This window comes from Streptomyces fulvoviolaceus (genome assembly GCF_000718165.1).
Taxonomy (GTDB): domain Bacteria; phylum Actinomycetota; class Actinomycetes; order Streptomycetales; family Streptomycetaceae; genus Streptomyces; species Streptomyces fulvoviolaceus.
Genome location: NZ_JOEY01000097.1, coordinates 1 through 18,780, shown reverse-complemented (window position 1 = coordinate 18,780; position 18,780 = coordinate 1). Strand labels below are relative to the sequence as shown.

The 18,780-nt window shown below is 68.3% G+C and carries 19 protein-coding genes and 3 pseudogenes; 13 read left to right on the top strand and 9 right to left on the bottom strand.

Features of this window, described 5'->3' with window-relative positions; genetic code table 11:
• Window positions 1-231: 231 nt before the first annotated feature.
• Window positions 232-810, bottom strand: coding sequence for a TetR/AcrR family transcriptional regulator (locus IG08_RS0151140; protein WP_030621210.1), 579 nt, complete (start codon window positions 808-810; stop codon window positions 232-234).
• Between the two features lie 269 nt (window positions 811-1,079).
• Here IG08_RS0151140 and IG08_RS0151135 point away from each other — a divergent pair, with 269 nt between their 5' ends.
• The 3 genes from IG08_RS0151135 to IG08_RS56315 all read left to right on the top strand — a co-directional run bounded on the left by IG08_RS0151135 (window position 1,080) and on the right by IG08_RS56315 (window position 3,840).
• Complete coding sequence (locus IG08_RS0151135) at window positions 1,080-1,871, top strand: SDR family NAD(P)-dependent oxidoreductase (RefSeq protein ID WP_030621207.1); 792 nt, start codon at window positions 1,080-1,082, stop codon at window positions 1,869-1,871.
• Between the two features lie 290 nt (window positions 1,872-2,161).
• Complete coding sequence (locus IG08_RS0151130; RefSeq protein ID WP_030621204.1) at window positions 2,162-3,226, top strand: alkene reductase; 1,065 nt, start codon at window positions 2,162-2,164, stop codon at window positions 3,224-3,226.
• A gap of 185 nt (window positions 3,227-3,411) precedes the next feature.
• Entirely contained in the window at window positions 3,412-3,840 is a 429-nt protein-coding gene (locus IG08_RS56315) for an ester cyclase (RefSeq protein WP_052425305.1), read from the top strand.
• A gap of 26 nt (window positions 3,841-3,866) precedes the next feature.
• On the opposite strand, the gene IG08_RS61000 is transcribed toward IG08_RS56315, so the two are convergent.
• Window positions 3,867-4,091 carry a hypothetical protein gene (locus IG08_RS61000; protein ID WP_199821134.1) on the bottom strand — a complete coding sequence of 75 codons (225 nt, stop codon included), beginning with the start codon at window positions 4,089-4,091 and terminating at the stop codon, window positions 3,867-3,869.
• 18 nt (window positions 4,092-4,109) lie between these two features.
• Between IG08_RS61000 and IG08_RS60995 the strand changes: the two genes are divergently transcribed.
• Window positions 4,110-4,418 carry a hypothetical protein gene (locus tag IG08_RS60995; RefSeq protein WP_199821133.1) on the top strand — a complete coding sequence of 103 codons (309 nt, stop codon included), beginning with the start codon at window positions 4,110-4,112 and terminating at the stop codon, window positions 4,416-4,418.
• A gap of 29 nt (window positions 4,419-4,447) precedes the next feature.
• Entirely contained in the window at window positions 4,448-6,244 is a 1,797-nt protein-coding gene (locus IG08_RS63400; protein WP_476713234.1) for an AMP-binding protein, read from the top strand.
• Here IG08_RS63400 and IG08_RS0151110 read toward each other — a convergent pair.
• Window positions 6,127-6,594, bottom strand: a complete 468-nt coding sequence (locus IG08_RS0151110; RefSeq protein WP_030621194.1) for a winged helix-turn-helix transcriptional regulator — start codon at window positions 6,592-6,594, stop codon at window positions 6,127-6,129. The genes IG08_RS63400 and IG08_RS0151110 overlap by 118 nt on opposite strands.
• Window positions 6,595-6,698: 104 nt before the next feature.
• Between IG08_RS0151110 and IG08_RS0151105 the strand changes: the two genes are divergently transcribed.
• Window positions 6,699-7,199 carry a PaaI family thioesterase gene (locus IG08_RS0151105; RefSeq protein WP_030621192.1) on the top strand — a complete coding sequence of 167 codons (501 nt, stop codon included), beginning with the start codon at window positions 6,699-6,701 and terminating at the stop codon, window positions 7,197-7,199.
• Between the two features lie 138 nt (window positions 7,200-7,337).
• Here the strand turns inward: IG08_RS0151105 and IG08_RS58440 are convergent.
• Window positions 7,338-7,493: pseudogene (locus IG08_RS58440) on the bottom strand (MerR family transcriptional regulator); the annotation flags it as partial.
• A gap of 97 nt (window positions 7,494-7,590) precedes the next feature.
• Here IG08_RS58440 and IG08_RS0151100 point away from each other — a divergent pair.
• The 7 genes and pseudogenes from IG08_RS0151100 (at window position 7,591) to IG08_RS55340 (ending at window position 13,383) form a co-directional block, all read left to right on the top strand.
• The gene (locus IG08_RS0151100; RefSeq protein ID WP_338060201.1) at window positions 7,591-8,445 is read left to right on the top strand and encodes an NAD(P)-dependent oxidoreductase; all 855 of its coding nucleotides are present in this window, start codon (window positions 7,591-7,593) and stop codon (window positions 8,443-8,445) included.
• Window positions 8,442-8,642, top strand: a complete 201-nt coding sequence (locus IG08_RS0151095; protein WP_030621187.1) for a hypothetical protein — start codon at window positions 8,442-8,444, stop codon at window positions 8,640-8,642. Before IG08_RS0151100 ends, IG08_RS0151095 begins: the two co-directional genes overlap by 4 nt.
• Before the next feature lie 195 nt (window positions 8,643-8,837).
• Entirely contained in the window at window positions 8,838-9,653 is an 816-nt protein-coding gene (locus IG08_RS0151090; RefSeq protein ID WP_030621186.1) for an oxidoreductase, read from the top strand.
• Between the two features lie 167 nt (window positions 9,654-9,820).
• On the top strand, window positions 9,821-10,903 hold the full coding sequence (locus IG08_RS0151085; protein ID WP_234343207.1) for a hypothetical protein: 1,083 nt from the start codon (window positions 9,821-9,823) through the stop codon (window positions 10,901-10,903).
• Window positions 10,904-10,956: 53 nt separating this feature from the next.
• Entirely contained in the window at window positions 10,957-11,532 is a 576-nt protein-coding gene (locus IG08_RS0151080) for a TetR/AcrR family transcriptional regulator (protein ID WP_030621180.1), read from the top strand.
• 138 nt (window positions 11,533-11,670) lie between these two features.
• The gene (locus IG08_RS0151075; protein WP_030621178.1) at window positions 11,671-12,261 is read left to right on the top strand and encodes a TetR/AcrR family transcriptional regulator; all 591 of its coding nucleotides are present in this window, start codon (window positions 11,671-11,673) and stop codon (window positions 12,259-12,261) included.
• 221 nt (window positions 12,262-12,482) lie between these two features.
• Window positions 12,483-13,383: pseudogene (locus IG08_RS55340) on the top strand (aminoglycoside phosphotransferase family protein).
• A 46-nt stretch (window positions 13,384-13,429) separates the two neighbouring features.
• Here the strand turns inward: IG08_RS55340 and IG08_RS0151065 are convergent.
• The 5 genes and pseudogenes from IG08_RS0151065 to IG08_RS62135 form a co-directional block, all read right to left on the bottom strand.
• A complete protein-coding gene (locus tag IG08_RS0151065) occupies window positions 13,430-14,299 on the bottom strand; it encodes a GlxA family transcriptional regulator (protein ID WP_078656114.1) in 870 nt (289 codons plus the stop codon).
• A gap of 51 nt (window positions 14,300-14,350) precedes the next feature.
• Window positions 14,351-15,598, bottom strand: a complete 1,248-nt coding sequence (locus IG08_RS0151060) for an NADH:flavin oxidoreductase/NADH oxidase family protein (protein ID WP_030621172.1) — start codon at window positions 15,596-15,598, stop codon at window positions 14,351-14,353.
• Window positions 15,599-15,678: 80 nt separating this feature from the next.
• Window positions 15,679-17,148: an amidase gene (locus IG08_RS0151055; protein WP_030621169.1), complete on the bottom strand. Its 1,470-nt coding sequence runs from the start codon at window positions 17,146-17,148 to the stop codon at window positions 15,679-15,681.
• 67 nt (window positions 17,149-17,215) lie between these two features.
• On the bottom strand, window positions 17,216-18,085 hold the full coding sequence (locus tag IG08_RS0151050; RefSeq protein WP_030621166.1) for an alpha/beta fold hydrolase: 870 nt from the start codon (window positions 18,083-18,085) through the stop codon (window positions 17,216-17,218).
• Window positions 18,086-18,625: 540 nt separating this feature from the next.
• Window positions 18,626-18,780, bottom strand: a pseudogene (locus tag IG08_RS62135) (transposase); the annotation flags it as partial.

The following is an 18,780-nucleotide window of genomic DNA, read 5'->3' as shown; positions in this document are numbered from 1 at the left end:
CCACCCCCCAGGTCATTCGTTCGACAGGGGGGAACAGTCATGCCGGGCCCGGAGGCCAGCGGTCCTCTTGCAGGACCGCGGAAAACATAACGGGGGGGGGGCGAACCTCGGTGCGGTCGCCGCAGCGGGACATGGAGCGCCGACGGCGGTTGCGGGCGGGGGAGCGGTCCAGGAAGCGCGGGGCGCTCGGGTCCGCTCACCCGTGGCGTTGGCGCAGTCGAATGGCCCGTCTCAGGACTCCGGTTCAATGCCCTGTGACGCAGTCAGGGCCTTGCGGGTCGATTCCAGGATCTTCTCCGACAGTTCTGTGCCCGCCGTGGCCCGGGCGAGCAGGATCGCGCCGACCAGAGTGGCCACCATGGGGAGGCCGTCGTTGGCGTCGGTGGACAGCCACGCGGCGAATTCCTGGACTCCGGTTGCGTACGTTTCGCGCACCTCCCCGGCTATGGGCTCGCGAGCCATGTCGCCTGCGAAGCCCGCGGTGGGACAACCGGTGCCGGGCTGGTCACGGTGCTCGGCCGACAGGTAGAAGTCGATGAGGGCGGCGCGCGCGGTGTCGTGATCGCCGTGGTCCGTGTCGAACCCCGCCAGGAGTACGTCCAGGTCCCCGAAACCGGCTTGAGCCGCCTCGGCCACCAGCGCCTCCTTGGACGGGAACTGCTTGTAGAAGCCACCCGTGGTCAGCCCGATGGACTTCATCAGGTCGGCGACGCTGATGCCGTTCACGCCGCGTTCCCGGAACAGCTGGGAGGCCGCGGCGACCGCGCGCCTGCGGTTCTCGAGCGCTTGTGCCTGCGAAACCCGACTCATCACTCACCTGCCCACGTTAGATAGTTACGTGCATCTATCGTACGCGAAGTGGCGGGCGGCGGGCCGCGACGCCCTCTTCCCGTACGGCGCTTTCTCGCACTGCTGCACGGCGGGGAGCTTGCGGATCCGCTTCGGTCTCCGGTCTCGGGCGGTGGTTGGTGGGATCGAGGGCCGTTGACCGGAGCGCTTTAGATAGCTATCGTAATCTAAAGCGGGCCGACGCTCTGGCCCCTCTACTCATCCGCCAGCCCAGAAATGAGATCCCTCCCATGACCACGCAGAACAAGACCGCTGTCGTCACCGGCGCGTCCGCCGGCCTGGGTGCCGCCTACGCGCAGCGGCTAGCCGACCGGGGCTACGACCTGATCCTGGTGGCCCGCAACGCTGCGCGGCTGGAGACGCTGGCGTCGGACATCCGCAGCCGCACGGGCCGTGCGGTGGACGTCGTCACCGCCGACCTCACCGATGCGGCGCAGATCTCCGTGGTCGAGGAGCGTCTGCGCACCGACGAGAGCATCGAGGTACTGATCAACAACGCCGGCGGGGGGCTGTTCACGCCGCTGGCGACCTCCGACGCCGCGGCTTCCGAGGCGCTGATCAACCTCAATGTGACCTCGCTGACCAGGCTGACCACCGCGGTCCTGCCGGGTCTGACGGCCCGCGGGCACGGCACCGTGGTGAACATCTCCTCTGCGCTGGCTCTCAACATCCTGCCCGTCAGCGCCGTCTACAGCGGCACCAAGAGCTACGTGCTGACGTTCACCCAGGCCCTGCAGCAGGAGCTCGCCGAGAGCCCCGTCGTGGTGCAGGCCGTGCTGCCGGGCGCTGTCCGCACGGAGTTCTGGGACGGCTCCGGCGCCGACCTCGGGGCGTTTCCCGATGAGTGGATCATGAGCGCGGACGACGTGGTCGACGCGGCGCTCGCCGGCCTCGACGCCGGGGAGCCCGTCACCATTCCGTCACTGCCCCAGATCAGCGACTGGGAGTCGTTCGAGAAGGCGCGTCAGACGCTCGTCCCGAACCTGTCGCTGCGGGTCCCCGCCGATCGCTACCGCGGCTGACCGCCGCTCCGGACTCCGGTGCGGGAGTCCCTTTTCTACGGTGCGGCTGGTGCCGCACACGATCGATGCCACCTGGGGCGTGGGTGAAGACCGACGCACTGGGCGTCCTCCCAACTGGCCGGACAGCCAGGGCCCAGCCCTCCATTGGCGGCGGTCATGAGCGCGGCAAGCTCCTCCGCACCGTCCACTGCCCCTTCGCGCGGTCTGCCCTTCCACGGTGGACGGCCACCAAGCCCATCCGGCCCGCCACCCCGCAAGTCTCTCTCACTCTTTATTTTGAGGAAACATCCATGTCGAACGCCCTGTGGAACCCGATCGCCGCCGGAGAGATCCCCCTGCCGCACCGGCTGGCCATGGCACCCCTGACCCGGAACCGGTCCACCCCCGAAGGCGTGCCGACCGAGCTGAACGCCGAGTACTACGCCCAGCGCGCCTCGCACGCGCTCATCATCACCGAGGGCACCCAGCCCTCCGCCGACGGACAGGGCTACCCCGTGACCCCGGGCATCTACACCGACGAACACATCGCAGGCTGGCGCAAGGTCACCGACGCCGTGCACAACGCCGACGGACGCATCGTCATCCAGCTCATGCACGCCGGACGCATCGCCCACCCCGACAACACCCCCCACGGGCGACAGCCTGTCGCCCCCTCCCCGGTCCAGCCGGTGGGCACCATGTTCACCGCCTCAGGGCTCCAGGAGATGCCAGTACCGCGCGAACTGTCCACCGAGGAGGTCGCCGCCACGGTCGAGGACTTCCGGCGCGCCGCCGCGGCCGCCATCGCGGCCGGCGCCGACGGCGTCGAGATCCACGGGGCCAACGGCTACCTCCTGCACCAGTTCTTCGCCACCAACACCAACCAGCGCACCGACCGCTACGGCGGCTCCGTCGAGAACCGCATCCGCTTCGCCGTCGAGGTGGCCACCGCCGTGGCCGACGAGATCGGCGCCGGCCGCACCGGCCTCCGGATCTCTCCCGGCAACCCGTTCAACGACATCGCCGAGAGCGACACCCACGAGCTGTACCCGGCACTCGTGCGCACCCTCGCCCCGCTCGACCTCGCCTACCTCCACATCGGAAACCACGGCGGCGACGACGAACTCCTGCACACCCTCCGCAAGCTGTGGCCGACCACCCTGGTCCTCAACCGGGCCGGCACCGACATCGCCACCCGCGCGAAGGACGTCGAAGACGGCCTGGCCGACGTCGTCACCGTCGGCACCATGGCGCTCGCCAACCCCGACCTGGTCGAGCGCGTACGCACCGACGCCCCGCTGAACACCCCTGACCCCGCCACCTTCTACGGCGGCGACGAGGCCGGCTACACCGATTACCCCGCCCTCTCCGAGTGATGAACCCGGTCCACACCGCCTGACAAACCCCGGCGCTACCGGTCCTGGCTAGCCGGTATGCACAGATGGCCCCGATAGTATTATGATCATAAGTTAATGTGGGTCATCCTCCCGCCTGTTCGATCCGATTCCACGGTCCGTCACCGGGGCGGAGCCGCTCCGGTCCATCCATATGGGAGAAGCACATGTCTTCCTCGAACGTCAAAACCCAAACGTCCACCGCCGACTTGCACCGGCTTGCGGATGAGTACGTCAGGCGCGTCAACCTGCGTGACCTCGACGCCCTGTTCGACCTGTACGCGCCGGACTTCCGCTCCCACGCCGCCGACGGAACCACCACCGGCGTCGAGGAGACCCGCGCGGTGCTGGCGTCGTTCCTCGACGCGGTCCCCGACTTCGCTGCCACGCCGGTCCGTGTCGTCGCCGAGGACGATTGGTTCGCGATCAGCTTCATCCTCACCGGCACGAACACCGGATCCTTCAACGGCACTCCCGCCACCGGCCGATCGATCAAGGTGCTGGAGCTCCGCATGTTCAAGGTGGCCGACGGGAAGCTCGCCGAGCACTGGGGCCTCATCGACCTGGCGACGCTGTTCGCCCAGTTGCAGTCCTGAGAGGGTTACGTGAGTTGATGTCTGTTTCACCCTTTCGCAAGGGGCAGGCGGGCCGGCCGCAGCGTCGCCGGGCGGCCATGGTCGCGGCTGGGTGAACAAGCCCTGCTCGTCTCGAGCGGGATTCCGCGCTCGGTCAGCCGCTTGAGTTCCAGGCGGGTGTTGTTGATGTCGCTGGGCGCGATCCATGTCCATCGCCTCGCACACCTACCGCGCCGCCGCGGCCGCGCGTCGGCCGCGGCGACCAGCGCCATGATCCGCTGGTAGGCCGGTTGGTCCGGCAGTTTCGGGGCCGGCGGCGCGAGCGGCTGCGGATCGGCAGCTCGACTCGCACGAGCCCGTCGTGCTCCCGCGGCTGGCTCGTGCGGGTGGAGGCCGCCGGGCTCAGCTCGCTGGGCGAAAAGGGCCCCGCAGGTGAGTTCCAGCAGGTCCTGCCCGACGAGTGGCCGCTGATCCTCGGCAACGACCTCGCGTGGACCGTCATCGGCGTAGGGACGGAAGCTCGCGGCTCGAGTTCGCCGCGCTGCTGGGCCGGGAAGCCGACGGCTTCGTGCCCGCCTCGGGACTTCGTCCAGACGTGACTGCCACCTCGAGAACCAGGAGAACGACGATGCACGGACCGACCCGCAACGTGCCACGCGTACTGACGGATTCCGCGTCTCGGTACCCTCAGCGCGCCGCAATCGTCTTCGGTGACGAACTCATCACATACAGAGCTCTCGACGCCGCGGCCAACCGGGTCGCGAACCTGCTCGTCTCGCGCGGCGTTCAGCCGGGGGACAAGGTCGCACTGTCCTGCCCCAACGTGCCCCACTTCACCAGCGTCTACTTCGGCATCCTCAAGGCCGGGGCGGCGGTCGTGCCGCTGAACGTGCTGTTGAAGGCCCGCGAAGTCGCCTACCACCTCACCGACTCCGACGCGAAGGCGTACTTCGCGTTCGAGGGCACGGCGGAGCTGCCGATCGGACAGACCGCGTGGGAGGGATTCCAGGCCACCGAGGGCTGCAGCGAGTTCTTCCTGATCGAGGGCGGCGACGCGCCGTGGGCCGGGGACGGCACGCCGGAGTCGTACGCCTCGGTCGTCACCGAACAGCCGGTGACGTTCCCGACGGTCGAGCGCGACGAGGACGACACCGCGGTGGTCCTCTACACCTCCGGCACGACCGGCCGCCCCAAGGGCGCGGAGCTGCGTCACCGCAACGTGTACGACAACGCACTCGCCGGCGTCGACCTGTTCGCCTCCGACCCCGAGCGTCCCGACACGTACCTGTGCGCGTTGCCGCTGTTCCACGCCTTCGGCCAGACGGTGAGCCAGAACGGCGCTCTCGCCTTCGGCGGCACGATCGTGATGCAGCCGAGGTTCGAGGCGCGCTCAGCCCTGCGTCTCATGCTCGACCATGATGTGACGTTTTTCGCCGGCGTCCCGACGATGTACTGGGGTCTTCTCGCCGCACTGGACGACACGGTCGACGTCGCCCGCCTGGCCGCGAATCTTCGCGTGGCGGCGGCGGGTGGTTCAGCGCTGCCCGGCGAGATCCATAAGCAGTTCAAGGACCGCTTCGGTGTCACGATCCTCAAGGGATACGGGCTCTCCGAGACCTCTCCGATCGCCTCCTTCTCCCGGTTCGGGGAGGAGCCCCGCGTCGGGTCGATCGGCGTGCCGATCCCGGGCGTGGAGATGAAGCTGATCCGCGACGACTGGTCCGAGGCCGCGGGCGGCCCCGACGAGATCGGGGAGATCGCGATCAAGGGGCACAACGTCATGAAGGGCTATTACAAACGGCCCGAGGCGACGGCCGAGGCGATCAGGGAGGGCTGGTTCCGCTCCGGCGACCTCGCGCACAGGGACGAGGACGGCTTCTACTACATCGTCGACCGGGTCCAAGGACATGATCATCCGCGGCGGCTTCACCGTCTACCCGCGCGAGGTCGAGGAAGTGCTCATGGAGCACCCCGCCGTCTCACTGGTGGCCGTCATCGGCGTACCGCACGAATCCCACGGTCAGGAGGTCAAGGCCGTCGTGGTGAAGAAGGCCGGGAGTGGCACGACCGAGGAGGAGCTCGCCGCCTGGGCGAAGGAGCGGCTCGCAGCGTACAAGTACCCGCGCGTCGTCCAGTTCGTCGACGCACTGCCCTTGACATCCACCGGCAAGATCATGAAGCGGGAACTCGCCTGAGCAGGTCGGCCGCTGCGCGGCTGGGCGACCGAACGCTTCGGCCGCAACCCGGATCACGTTCGGTCCTGCGCGGTCTGACCGCTGTCCGGCCCGCGACCGCGAGGTGGATGGCTCAGGACCGGAGGCGGGCGCCCTTCCCCAGCCGGGCGGTGACTTCACGGGGGGTGAGGGGGGAGTGGTCCGCGGAGCATTCGACGACGACGCGGACCGGAGCGTCGCAGTCGGTGTGACGGACGTCCAGGACAGGCCCCTCCGGACCGAGGGCGTATGCCTCGCCCCACTGGGTCAGTGCCATCAGGACGGGCCACAAGTCCCAGCCCTTGCGGGTCAGGCGGTATTCGTTGCGGGGGCGGCTGCCGGGCTCCCGGTAGGGGACGGTCTTCAGGATGCCGGCCGAGGTCAGCTTGCGGAGGCGGTCGCTGAGCACGGCTTCCGAGAGGCCGATGTGGCGGTGGAAGTCGTCGAAGCGGCGGACGCCATTGACGGCGTCACGCAGGATCAGCAGCGTCCATTTCTCCCCGATCACATCGAGCGTGCGCTGGACGGGGCAGTTCTCGGTGCTCGCCTCAAGCCACTCCATCCCGCCATCGTAAGGGACCTGGCTTCTCCATTGACAGTCAGGTGAAGTAAAGCCTAGCTTCGCTTGGAAAAGTCAGCTGACATCAGAGGGAAGGGCGTTGGACCGTGGGGCGAACGCGTACGTATCAATGGGACGATCCCGCGATCTCGGCGGAGGCCGCCGGGCGCTTGGCCGGCATCGACTTCCTGCGCGAGGTGCAGGCGGGCCGGCTTCCGAGGGCGCCGATCAGTAGCACCGTCGACTTCACTCTGGACGAGGTGGAGCCCGGCAGGGCGGTCTTCTCGCTGACACCGGGGGAGGAGCACTACAACCCCATCGGCAGCATGCACGGCGGCGTCTTCGCCACGCTGCTCGACTCGGCGGCGGGCTGCGCCGTCCAGTCGCTTCTCCCGCAGGGGATGGCGTACACCTCGCTCGACCTGACGGTGAAGTTCCTGCGGCGGGTCACCGTGGACACCGGCCCGGTGCGCGCCATCGGAACGGTCGTCAACAAGGGCCGCCAAACCGCCCTCGCGCAGGCCCAGTTGGTCGACGCGAAGGACCGTCTCCTCGCCCACGCCACCAGCAGCTGCATGCTCTTCCCGGTACCCGCCCCTCGGGTGTGACCCTGCAGGCAGGCCCCTCGATCCGCTCGGCGGCGGCCCGCTGTCCTATTCTGGATGTGCAGGGCGGAGGGGGGCTGCATTCCTCTTACGCCGCGCGTGGTGCTGAAGCAGGGTTCACCTGGTGGCGCACGTTGACGGTGCGCTTTCCTCGGTCGAGAGCCCGGCCTCCAGCAGCTTGCGGATCTGAGTGACCGTCGCCACCGATTCTTCCCCGTAGTCCCGGTATCCGTTGGCAGCTCGTGCCGGAGCGAAGAGCCCTTGGGCTTCGTAGTAGCGCAATTGATGCGCCGCCACTGACCTTCATACCGGTGTCAACGTTGAGGGTATCGGCATGACCAGTCCAGAACACGATCACGATCACGATCACGCAGGATCCGACCAGGCTGGATCGGTGACCCTCCTCGGTCTGGGGCTGATGGGGTACGCCCTGGCCGACACGCTCCTGGCTGCGGGGCACCCGACGACGGTGTGGAACCGCTCCACTGGCCAGGGCGCCGACCTGATCGGCCGCGGTGCACGCCGGGCAGCCTCGGCAGGCGAAGCGATTGCAGCCAGCTCCCTCGTCATCGTCTGCATCACCGACAACAACGCCGTCCGTGAGCTTGTTCAACCGCTCGCCGCCGAGCTACGGGGCCGCACGCTCATCAACCTGACATCCGGGTCCTCCAGCGAGGCCGGCGACATCTCCGGGTGGGCTGCCCAGCACGAGATCGCCTATGTCGACGGGGCCGTCTTGGCTGCTCCCGACGGCATCGGCACCGACGAGGCCGCCATCCTCTACTCCGGCGACAGGGATGCCTTCGATCAACACAACTCCGTGCTGCGAAAGCTGGGCACCCCGACGTTCCTCGGCAATGATCCAGGTCTCGCCGCGCCCCGCGACGTTGCCGTGCTGGGCATGATGTGGAACATCCTGAACGCCTTCCTCCACGCCGCCGCACTCCTCCAGTCGGCCAGTGTCTCCGCGACCGCACTCGCTCCCGTCCTGGAAGGCGGCATCGCCACCACCACCGGATGGCTCGCCGGCTACGCCGAGCAGATCGACGCGGGAGCCTTCCCGGGAGACGACGCCACGATCGCCACCCATCTGGCCGCCATGACTCAACTCATCGACGAGAGCAATGCCCGGGGAGTCAGCACCGATCTGCCACGTCAGATCAAGGCGGTCGCCGACCGTGCTGTCGCCGAAGGGCTCGGCCGGTCGAGCTATGCCGCGATGATCAGCCAGTTCCGGAGCCCGGAATGAGCCAGGACCGCGATCTTCGGGAGCTTCTGGCTGCCGGCTCGCTCGGCGTACTCGCCACATCGCCGAAGGCGTCGTCACGCTGGACGGACCCGGCGCCGCGCCTGACGATCCACGATTACCGCCAGGTGATGATCGCCGACCGGCCAGTTCTCATCGAGCTCCATGTCAGCCAGATCTACGGCGACAAGATCGCATGAACCCTGGGGTGAGCAGGTAACCCTGTCCGTCGGCGCTGGGCGTACTGGCGAACCGAACCCCACATTTCCCGGACCTTTTCCGGATCAACGGGCGTGACCACTTGCCATTGGCTTACGACCGGCATATGGTCGTACGAACGTAAGGCAAACGACCGTAAGGCATACGAGCGTACGCCAATATCAAGGGAGCTCGTGATGGCGACAAATCGACCGGTGGTGCTCGTGACAGGTGCCTCATCGGGGGTCGGCAAGGAGACGGCCCGCGCCTTCGCCGCGGCGGGCTTCGAGGTGATCGGAACCGCTCGCAACACCGCGCGGGTCACCGCCCCCGCCGGGGTGACCTACCTCGACCTCGACGTGACCAGCGACGAATCGGTCGCTTCGGTGGTCAAGCAGGTGATCGACCGGTTCGGGCGTATCGACGTCCTGGTCAACAATGCCGGCGTCGGCGCCAACGGCGCCGCCGAGGAGTTCTCCGTCGCCCGGACGCAGGAGGTCTTCGACGTCAACGTCTACGGCATCATGCGGACGACCAAGGCGGTTCTGCCGCACATGCGCGCGCAACGGCGCGGACGCGTCATCAACGTCTCCTCCCTCAGTGGGTTCGTCCCCAGCCCGTTCATGGCCATCTACACCTCCACCAAACACGCGGTCGAGGGCTACTCCGGGTCGCTGGACCACGAGGTCCGCGAGCACGGCGTCCGGGTCCTGCTCGTCGAGCCCGGCCCGATCAACACCCCGTTCGGGGACCACAGCGTGCAGGGCGACACCCCCTTGCCGCTCTATGCGGCGGGGCGGCGCACCTTCGACGAGGTGCTGGCGAAGAACACCAGCGGCGGCGACGATCCCGCCACCGTTGCCAAGGTGATCGTCGCGGCGGCCACCGACAAGAGCCCGAAACTGCGGCGCACCGCCGGCTCGACGGCCGCGGGCATCAGCGTGTTCCACCGCGTCCTTCCGGCCCGGATCTTCGACCGCATCGTCCGCCGGTTCAACCGGATGCCGAACTGACACCCACCTGTCGCGTGCCCGACCCGCCCGAAAACGACGGCGCGTCTTCGACGAGGTGGCAGCGGATGCGGTGGTCGAACAGGGTCGCCACCGCCCGACCTCCCCGATGTACCCGGCGTCTCGCGAAGTCCATTGATCAGCCACTTGTCGATTTGCCCAGGCGAGTCATGCAGCAGCAACACCAGCACACCGCCCGGCGCAGCGCATCGAGCGCACAGCGTTTCCTGAAGAAGAAGGTCGGCATAGCGCTGGCGGTCACCGCCGCGGCGGCCGTCCTGGCCTCGGCGCCGTCCGCGTCCGCTTGGACGGGAGGCTCGTACGGCGGGTCCGTGGTCACCGACGTACGGACGGCGGCGACGTTCGACTTCGCGGCCGGCGAGATCCCCGAGAACATCACCGTCAACCCCGACGGCTCGGTGACCCTGTCGATGCTCGGCAGCTGCGCGGTGTGCCAGCGCACCCACGGTCCGGAGCTGATGCGTATCTCCGCCTCCGGAGAGCGCACGGTGCTGGTCACCGGGCAGGTGGGTGAGGCGATCAGCGGCAACGCCCGTGGCAGCGACGGCACCGTCCACTACGCGTTGTGGGCCCCGGGCAACGCGGACCGCAACGGCGTCTACAAGCTGCTTGCGGACGGTAGCCCGCAGCGCGTCGCCGCTCTGCCCGCCGACTCGGGCCCCAACGGGCTGGCCGTCGACTCGGCCACAGGCACCCTCTACATCGCGGACAGCCTCAAGGGCGTCATCTGGTCCGTTCCGGTGTCCGGCGGATCGGCGACGCCGTGGCTGACCGACACCGCTCTCGCCCCCGTGCCCACCGAAGCCCTGCCGATCGGCGCCAACGGCCTCAGGTTCCACAACGGCGCCCTGTGGATCAGCAACTTCAACAAGGGAACGCTGCTGCGCGTACCGATCACCCCCGCCGGCGCTCCCGGCCCCATCCGCCAGGTCGCGGGCGGCCTGCCCAACATCGACGACCTCAGCTTCCTGACCCCCTGGTCCGATGTGGTGTTCGCCGCGCAGAACGGCTCCTCCTCGAACAACGGCCCGGACAGGGTCGTGGTGATCTACCCCAACGGCACCTACAAGCCCGTCCTGACCAGTGCGGACGGCCTCGCCTCACCCTCAGCGACCGCGGTTCGCGGAGACCGCCTGTACGTCACCGACGGCGGGGTCCCCGAGCCCCACGACCCGAAACTGCAGACCGCCAGGATCAACTTCCCGGCTCTCCTTGCAGGCGCGGCCCACTGACCCGACCAGGACGGCAGCCGGGGCGCACGCCCCGGCTGCAACGGAGGAACACCGTGCGGTACCCGCAAGAACACAAACACCAGACACGGCAGCGGATCGTCACGACCGCCGGCCGCCGGCTCAAGCACAACGGCATCGACGGCTCAGGAGTCGCGACCCTCATGAAGGACGCGGGCCTGACGGGCGGCACCTTCTACGCCTACTTCACTTCCAAGGACGACCTCGTCGCCACCGCCGTCGCCGACCAGATGCGCGCACAGCACGAGAACATCGTCGCGCAGGCGGCACCCGGTCGCGCCGGACTCGAGCAGATGATCCGCTGGTACTTCTCCACCGAGCAGCGCGACAGCATCGAGGACGGCTGCCCCAACGCCGCCCTCCTCGACGAGATCGCACGCTCCACGGACGCAACCCGGCAGGCCTACACCGACGGCGCGCTGACCCTCATCGACGGCTTCGCCGCCCGCCTGGCACCCCACGACCCGCCCTTGGCACGCCTGAAGTCACTCAGCCTCCTCGGCATGATGGCAGGCACCCTGCAACTCTCCCGCGCCCTGACCGACCGGCAACTCGCCGACCAACTCCTCGAACAGGGCATCCGCAACGCCCTCGCACTGATAGACGCCTGACAGCGCAACCACTGAAGAAGCCCACACGCTCGCTCGCCCGTCGCCTCTGCCGACTCTTTGGATTACGTTTGCAATACCATAGAATGGTTGAGTCGGTGAAGGGCAACCGGTCCTCCGGCCGGCGAAGGAGCGTGTGGCGTGGTGCGGTACGGAAAAGAGCACAAGTCGGAGACCAGGCGGCGGATCATCGAGACAGCGGGCCGCCGGTTCAAGCAAGACGGTATCGACGGCTCCGGGGTCTCGACGCTCATGAAGGACGCGGGGCTGACCAATGGGGCCTTCTATGCTCACTTCGCATCCAAGGATGATCTCGTCACCACGGCCATCGCCGACCAGTTGAAAGTGCAGGCCGAGAGCGTTGTCGCGCTGGCCGAGCCCGGCCGTGCCGGACTCGAGCAGATCGTGCGGGGGTACCTTTCCCCCCAGCACCGCGAAAGGCTCGGCGACGGCTGCCCCAACGCCGCTCTGCTCGACGAGATCGGGCGCTGCACCGAGACGACCAGGCAGGCGTACACCGACGGTGTGCTGATCCTTGTCGAGGGCATTGCCGCCCGCATGGCGCCCGAGGCCCCGTCCTCCGCACGCGTGAAGGCGCTCAGTCTCCTCGGCATGATGGCCGGGACGCTGCAGCTGTCCCGCGCCTTGACCGACAGCCGACTCGCCGACGAGCTCCTCGATCAGGGGGTGGACAACGCCCTCGCCCTGCTGGACGCCTGGCAGCGTGACTGACGCACTTCCGCGCGCGGACCGGCAGTGCCGCCCGGGGCGGAGCTCTGACTTCGCCACCAGCAGCTGCATGCTCTTTCCACTCCCCGCGCCCTGATCCGCTACGGGCGAGGTCCCGGTCGGGAGCGCTCCCGGTGGAACCGACGCGTGCAGGACTTCCAGCAGGCGACGTTGCGCGACGGAAATGGGTTGCAGCTGAAGATCGTGACGCGAATGCTTCCCCCATGAAGATGCACGCCAATCAGCTGACCGTGTCACCTGAGACCGTGCGCATGTTGGTGGAGCAGCAGTTTCCTGAGTGGCGGAGCCTGCCGGTCAGGAGCATCGCGGCGCAGGCCACGGTCAACGCCGTCTTCCGCATTGGCGACCGGTTGGCAGCCCGATTCCCTCTGGAGTCCGCAGACGTCGAGTCGACGCGGCGCTGGCTGGAGTCCGAAGCGGAAGCGGCTCGGGAGCTGGCAGGTCGCACGCGTTTCCCGACACCTGAGCCGGTGGCACTCGGTGAACCCGGGGCGGGTTATCCGCTTCCGTGGTCGGTGCAGACGTGGCTGTCCGGCGTCGTGGCCGCCGACGAGGACCCTGGCGGATCGTCTGCGTTTGCCCGTGACTTGGCCGATCTCATCGGCGAACTGCGCGCGATCGACACGCATGGCCGCACGTTCGCCGGCACGGGCCGAGGAGGTGACCTGCGGTCGCACGACGCGTGGATGGAGACCTGTTTCCGACATAGTGAGCACCTCCTGGATGTCCCTCGGCTGCGCCGTAGCTGGGCGACTTTGCGTGAGCTGCCGCGAGGTGCAGCTGGGGATCGACGCCATGGCCCATTGCGATCTGATTCCTGGCAACGTGCTCGTGTCCGCCGGCCGGCTTGCGGGGATTCTCGACGTCGGCGGCTTCGGGCCGGCTGACCCTTCACTGGATCTTGTGAGTGCGTGGCACCTGCTCGAGGCCGGGCCGCGCCAGGAGCTCCGTGATCACCTGGGTAGCGACGACCTCGAATGGGAGCGAGGCAAGGCGTGGGCTTTCGTCCAAGTGATGGGGTTGGTCTGGTACTACGTCAAAAGCAACACAGTCATGAGCCGGACGGGTCAACGATCGTTGGAACGCATCCTGGCGGACAAGTGATGGGCCTCATCGCCGCGTTGGCGGAGCGGGAGTTGCGTGGTGGTGCTCAGTGCGCGGGGGACAGGGTGCCGCGGAAGGTGCGCCGGTAGGCGAGCGGTGAGACGCCGATGGCGGCATGCAGGTGTTCTCGCAGTGATGTGCCGCCGGCGAAGCCGACTTGGCCGGCGATCTCGTCCACCGGCTGATCGGTGGTCTCCAGGAGGTGCCGTGCCCGGTCGACGCGCTGCTGGATCAGCCAGCGTCCCGGGCTCATGCCCACCTCTTCGGTGAAGCGGCGGGCGAAGGTGCGCAGGCTCATGTGGGAGTGCTCGGCGAGATCCGTCAGCGTCATGGGCTCGTGGAGGTTCTCCAGCGCCCACTGGCGGGCGGTGGCCGTTCCGCTGCCCGTGGCGTCGGGCACCGGGTGCTGGATGTACTGCTCCTGTCCTCCGTCCCGCCACGGAGGGACGACGCACATGCGGGCCACCTGGTTGGCGACTTCACTGCCGTGGTCCTTGCGGATGACGTGCAGGCAGACGTCCAGCCCGGAAGCCGCACCGGCCGAGGTCAGCACGTCTCCGTCGTCGATGAACAGGACGTCCGGATCGAGGGCGACCTGTGGGAAGCATGCGCGGAAGAGGTCGGCGACCATCCAGTGCGTGGTGGCCGCACGACCGTCGAGGAGACCGGCCGCGGCGAGAACGAAGGCGCCGGTGCAGATGGACACGAGGCGCGTGCCGGCGGTGACGGAGCCGAGCGCCTCCACCACGGCTTGCGGTACTTCCGTCGTGACGGCGGTGGGGGTGAAGGGCGGGATGACGACGGTGTCGGCGGTGCGCAGGGCCTCCGGGCCGTGCTCGACGGTGATCGAGAGTTCTGACGGCCACCGGGTCGTAGCGGTCGCGTTACGACCCTTGGGACGCCCGCGTGGGTTCATGTCCCGCACGGCCACGGTGATCACTGGTCGGGCCCGGCGGCCTGGTTGCGCTCATGACCCGCCTCGCTTGGCGCGGAACGAGGTGCGCCCGTTGCGCCGCACCATGGCGATGGTGGCGGCAAGACTGCCGCGATCCGGGTCGGGGAGCAGGCCGTTCCCGAGGCGATGTATCTGGTCGGTGTGCCAGCTGATGTCCAGTACCCCGTCCAGGACCTTGAGGTCGGCGATTCTGCCCAGCAGGGCTCTCATGCCGTAGCGCATCTGATGTGCCGTGAGTGTCTCGGCCCGCCCTTCCAGGACGAGCCGGGCCGCGTCCGGCGTGGTGATTGACGGCCGGCCGATGCCGACCACGTCGCATTCGCCGGCCTGTACGGCTCGCTGCATGGCATCGCCGGTGCGGAATCCGCCGGTGACGGCGAGGGGGATGTCGCCCACGAGTCGGCGAACCGTGCGGGCGTATTCGAGGAAGTACGCCTCGCGTGCCCTGGTGCTGGGGGCCGCCGAGCCGCTCATCGCCATGGACTCGTAACTACCGCCGCTGACCTCGATGAGGTCGACGCCTTCGTGGGCGAGCGCGGCCAGCACGGCCTGGGACTCGTCCTCGGTGAATCCGCCCCGCTGGAAGTCCGCCGAGTTGAGTTTGATGCCCACGGCGAAGCCTGGCCTGACGCGGCCGCGGATGCGGCGGACGACCTCGAGGCCGAAACGCATCCGTCCCTCGAGATCGCCGCCCCAGCCGTCCTCGCGCCGGTTCGACAGCGGGGACAGGAACTGCGAGATGAGATATCCGTGGGCCCCTTGTACCTGTACGCCGTTGAAGCCGGCTGTCTCGCACAGGGCCGCGGCCGTGGCGAAGCGCTCGATGATCTCCTCGATCTCCGCCGGTCGCAGTTCGCGCGGTGTCCTGGCCCCGGGCAGTTTCGTCGGGATCGGGCTGGGGGCCACCGGCGTGTGTCCGAGTGCCAAGGGATTGGCCTGGCGCCCGGGGTGGTTGAGCTGTGCCCAGATCGCACCGCCCGAGTCCTGGGCCGACTTGGCCCAGCGCGAGAGCGCGTCGAGATCACGCTCGTCCTCGATGACGATGTTGCCCGGTTCACCGAGCTGTGCGCGATCGACCATGACGTTGCCGGTGATCATCAGGCCGTAGCCGCCTCGGCTCCATGTGGAGTACAGACGGACGAGGCGCTCGTCGGGTGCGTTGTTCTTGTCCCCGAGCGCCTCGCTGAGTGCCGACTTCATCAGGCGGTTGGCCAGTATCCGGCCGTTCGGGAGGGTGAGGGGGGTGTCCAGCGTATTCATCCGGGCTCTTCTTCTGTGTGGTCGGCGCCGGCCGGGTTTGCCTGCGGGCCGGGGTCAGGGGAGTGGGGGTCGGCGGACCGTCAGATGAAGGCCGGAGGGGGCTGGTAGCCCTCGAGTTCTCGGCCGAGGAGCTCGGCGAACTTGATGGTGGTGAGGTCGCCTCCGCTCGGGCCCATCACCTGGAGCCCGACAGGCAGACCGTCGCGGCTCGTTCGCACCGGGACGGTCGTCGCCGGAGAGCCGGCCACGTTGGCGATGGCGCTCCACTTGACCTGGTCCCAGTAAGGGCGAGACCGGTCGTCGACCTGGATCCGGCGTCCGAATCTGTCGATCGGTTTGTTGTGATGAGGCGGTGCCGCGGTCGGTGTGACCGGCATGAGGAGGACGTCGAAGTCCCGGAAGAACTCGGTCCAGCGCTGCCGTAGCTCATGGCGTGCGACGTCCGCCTGGAGCCAGCTGTAGTGGGTCTGGAAGGTTCCTCGCAAGGCGTACAGGGCCTCCCCCCGAGGATGCTGGGCGAGACGCGCGAGGAGGGCGGTGTTGGAGGCCGCTGTCAGTCCGGACCGGTCATAGGTGAACGCGCCGAAGAGCAGGCGCAGGAAGATGTCATGACTGGTCGCCATGTCACCGGGGAGCGCGGAGGGCCGCGACTCGACCTTCGCGCCGGCCAACTTGAGGGCGCTCAGAGCGTCGTCCATCGCTGCGGCGACGTCGTGGTCGACAGGGCACGACGCGTCCTCGGGCCACACTGCGACCCGGAAGCCGCTCAGCTCGCTCGCCCTGGGTGGTGCGAGGGTGTAGCTGAAACCGCCGTCGCGCTCGGGCGGTCCTACCGTCGCGTGGAGGACAGGGACCAGGTCGCGCGCCTCGCGCACCTGGGCGCCCGCACAGGCGAGGTCGATCTCCCCCCACCGTCCGACACCCGGTCCGCCCGGCACATGCCCGATGAGCGGGATGGACCGCCAGGTGGCCTTGTGCCCGTAGAGGCCGTTGAAGTGTGCCGGGATCCGGGTGGAGCCGCCGATTTCGGAGCCGAAGTCGAGAGCCGTCAGCCCTGCGGCCGTGGCCACGGCGCCACCGCCTGCGGAGCCTCCGGACGTGCGGGCGGTGTTCCATGGGTTCAGCGTCGGTCCGAACACCGGGTTGTCCGCCTGGACGTCCTGGTTCCCCGCGGGCATGTTGGTCTTGCCGATGATCACCGCACCTGCGGAACGCAGCCGTCGTACCGCCTCGGCGTCCTGGTCGGGCACGTAGTCCTTGAGATCGGTCCGACCACAGACGGTCCGCAGACCAGCGGTCTCGTAGCTGTCCTTCAGCGTGATCGGCAGACCGTGCAGCGGGCCGAGTTTCGCCCCGCTCGTGCGTTTCGCGTCGGCATCCCTGGCCGCGCTCCGCGCCCGTTCGACGTCGAGGGTGACGATCGCGTTGAGCGTCTCGTTGTGGGCGTCGATGCGGCTCAGGTAGGCGTCGAACAGTTCCTCACTCGACACCTTCCCCGAGGCCAGTGCGCCCAACTGGTCCGCGGCTGACTGGAACGGGAGGTCACGCACGGAGAGCCTCGTTTCTGTATGCGCTGATTCGGCGGGCTTGTAGGCGAGTGAGAGGGCGGCATCAAGCTCAGGACTCGAGGAACCCGAGCGCCCTGGCGACGAAGTCCTCGTGGTTCTGGAAGATCCCCCCATGGCCGGAATCGGGGTAGAGGGGGACAAGCTCGCTCTTGGGCAGGCGAGCGGCCAGGTCGATGGTGTTCCGGCTGGGCACCATCCGGTCGTTCTCGCCGTTGGCCACGAGGACCGGTTGGCGCACTGCCGACAGGTCTGACGGTGCCTGGCGGCCCCATCGTCTGATGGCCTTCATCTGGGCGCGGACCGACGTCAGCGAGATGTCCTGGTCGCGGTCGTCCGTACGCTCCTCCAGCCGCCGCAGGAAGGCGCGTCCTGCTCTTTGGCCGCTTGCGGTGGCGGTGAAGAAGAGGGAGAGCTTCGGATCCTGGCGGGTCAGGGCGCCCTTGATCGTGGCCTGAACGGCCAGGGCCGGGACCTTGTCGATGCCGTGGCCGCCGGCGGGGCCGGTGCCCGCGAGGATGACCTTGCGGACGAGGTGCGGTTCTTCCGCCGCGATGACCTGGGCGACGAAGCCGCCCATCGACAGACCGAACAGATCGACCTGGTCGAAGCCGAGGGCGCGGATGAACCGCACCGCGTCGTGGGCCATCCCTTCGATCGTGTCCGGCGTGGAGCCGCCCGACCCGCCCACCCCGCGGTTCCCGAAGGTGATCACCCGACGCCGGGTGGCGAGTCCGTCGACGATGCTCGGGTCCCAGTTGTCCAGGTTTCCGGCCAGGTGGATCAGGAGAACCAGCGGCACGCCGTCCTCGGGGCCGAGTTCGCGGTAGGCGAAGGTCACCCCGTCGACGGACACGGAGCGGGTCGGCGCGTTCTTGTACGACGATCGTGAGGGGGGCGGAGAATCGCGCGGTGCGCTCATGGCCAGGTCTTTCAAGTAGGTGGAGCGAGTCGACGAGTGTGCTGTTCGTCCCGGGCTTCCCCCGCGGCGGAAAATGCGGGCGGCCTTACCTCGCGTCGTGGATGCCCGTGTGATCGACACCAGGCTTCCGCAAATTGAATTATGACCATCATTCTATGTGGCTGGCCGACGGGCCGCAAGCGGGGTTGCTGTCCCGCACGCGTCATGCCCCACGGCCGGCGGCCCTCATGGCGTGATGCCCTCGTCACTCCAGGGTCTCGCCGGCGTCACCCCCTGCGCTCCGTGCCGGCGTCGGTCGCGCCGGCTGTGCCGGAGGCGGGGCATGGTCATGGCGCAAGGCCGGGCGGCGGTGGATGCACCCCGGCGGCGTGACCTCATGTGCGGCGCGATGTGCGGCGTACCTCTTGTGAAGCCCATTAAAGTATGGCCATAATGCAATGGTCGGCGTGATGCTGAAGGGCTCAACCGGACAGGGTTCCGACCCTGCGGGCCTTCTGTCGTCGTCCGAGTCCGGACCGCAGTCGCAGCCCGGAACCGTTCCTAAGGGCTGAGCGGGAGTGAGTCCTGTTGCCAGGACTCATGCTCAGCCGAACGCTCCGAACGGTGTTGGGCGTTCTGGTTGCCCGCGTTCGCTCCGCGGTCCGGCGGCACGGATCGTGTCCGTGGTCCGGGGATGCGGGGGCGGGGTCCCTCAC

What these genes read in the sequence shown, in the direction of transcription:
- IG08_RS0151140 (WP_030621210.1), bottom strand. Translation starts at nt 810, where the DNA reads ATGAGTCGGGTTTCGCAGGCACAAGCGCTCGAGAACCGCAGGCGCGCG.
- IG08_RS0151135 (WP_030621207.1), top strand. Translation starts at nt 1,080, where the DNA reads ATGACCACGCAGAACAAGACCGCTGTCGTCACCGGCGCGTCCGCCGGC.
- IG08_RS0151130 (WP_030621204.1), top strand. Translation starts at nt 2,162, where the DNA reads ATGTCGAACGCCCTGTGGAACCCGATCGCCGCCGGAGAGATCCCCCTG.
- IG08_RS56315 (WP_052425305.1), top strand. Translation starts at nt 3,412, where the DNA reads ATGTCTTCCTCGAACGTCAAAACCCAAACGTCCACCGCCGACTTGCAC.
- IG08_RS61000 (WP_199821134.1), bottom strand. Translation starts at nt 4,091, where the DNA reads ATGGCGCTGGTCGCCGCGGCCGACGCGCGGCCGCGGCGGCGCGGTAGG.
- IG08_RS63400 (WP_476713234.1), top strand. Translation starts at nt 4,448, where the DNA reads ATGCACGGACCGACCCGCAACGTGCCACGCGTACTGACGGATTCCGCG.
- IG08_RS0151110 (WP_030621194.1), bottom strand. Translation starts at nt 6,594, where the DNA reads ATGGAGTGGCTTGAGGCGAGCACCGAGAACTGCCCCGTCCAGCGCACG.
- IG08_RS0151095 (WP_030621187.1), top strand. Translation starts at nt 8,442, where the DNA reads ATGAGCCAGGACCGCGATCTTCGGGAGCTTCTGGCTGCCGGCTCGCTC.
- IG08_RS0151090 (WP_030621186.1), top strand. Translation starts at nt 8,838, where the DNA reads ATGGCGACAAATCGACCGGTGGTGCTCGTGACAGGTGCCTCATCGGGG.
- IG08_RS0151085 (WP_234343207.1), top strand. Translation starts at nt 9,821, where the DNA reads ATGCAGCAGCAACACCAGCACACCGCCCGGCGCAGCGCATCGAGCGCA.
- IG08_RS0151065 (WP_078656114.1), bottom strand. Translation starts at nt 14,299, where the DNA reads ATGAACCCACGCGGGCGTCCCAAGGGTCGTAACGCGACCGCTACGACC.
- IG08_RS0151060 (WP_030621172.1), bottom strand. Translation starts at nt 15,598, where the DNA reads ATGAATACGCTGGACACCCCCCTCACCCTCCCGAACGGCCGGATACTG.
- IG08_RS0151050 (WP_030621166.1), bottom strand. Translation starts at nt 18,085, where the DNA reads ATGAGCGCACCGCGCGATTCTCCGCCCCCCTCACGATCGTCGTACAAG.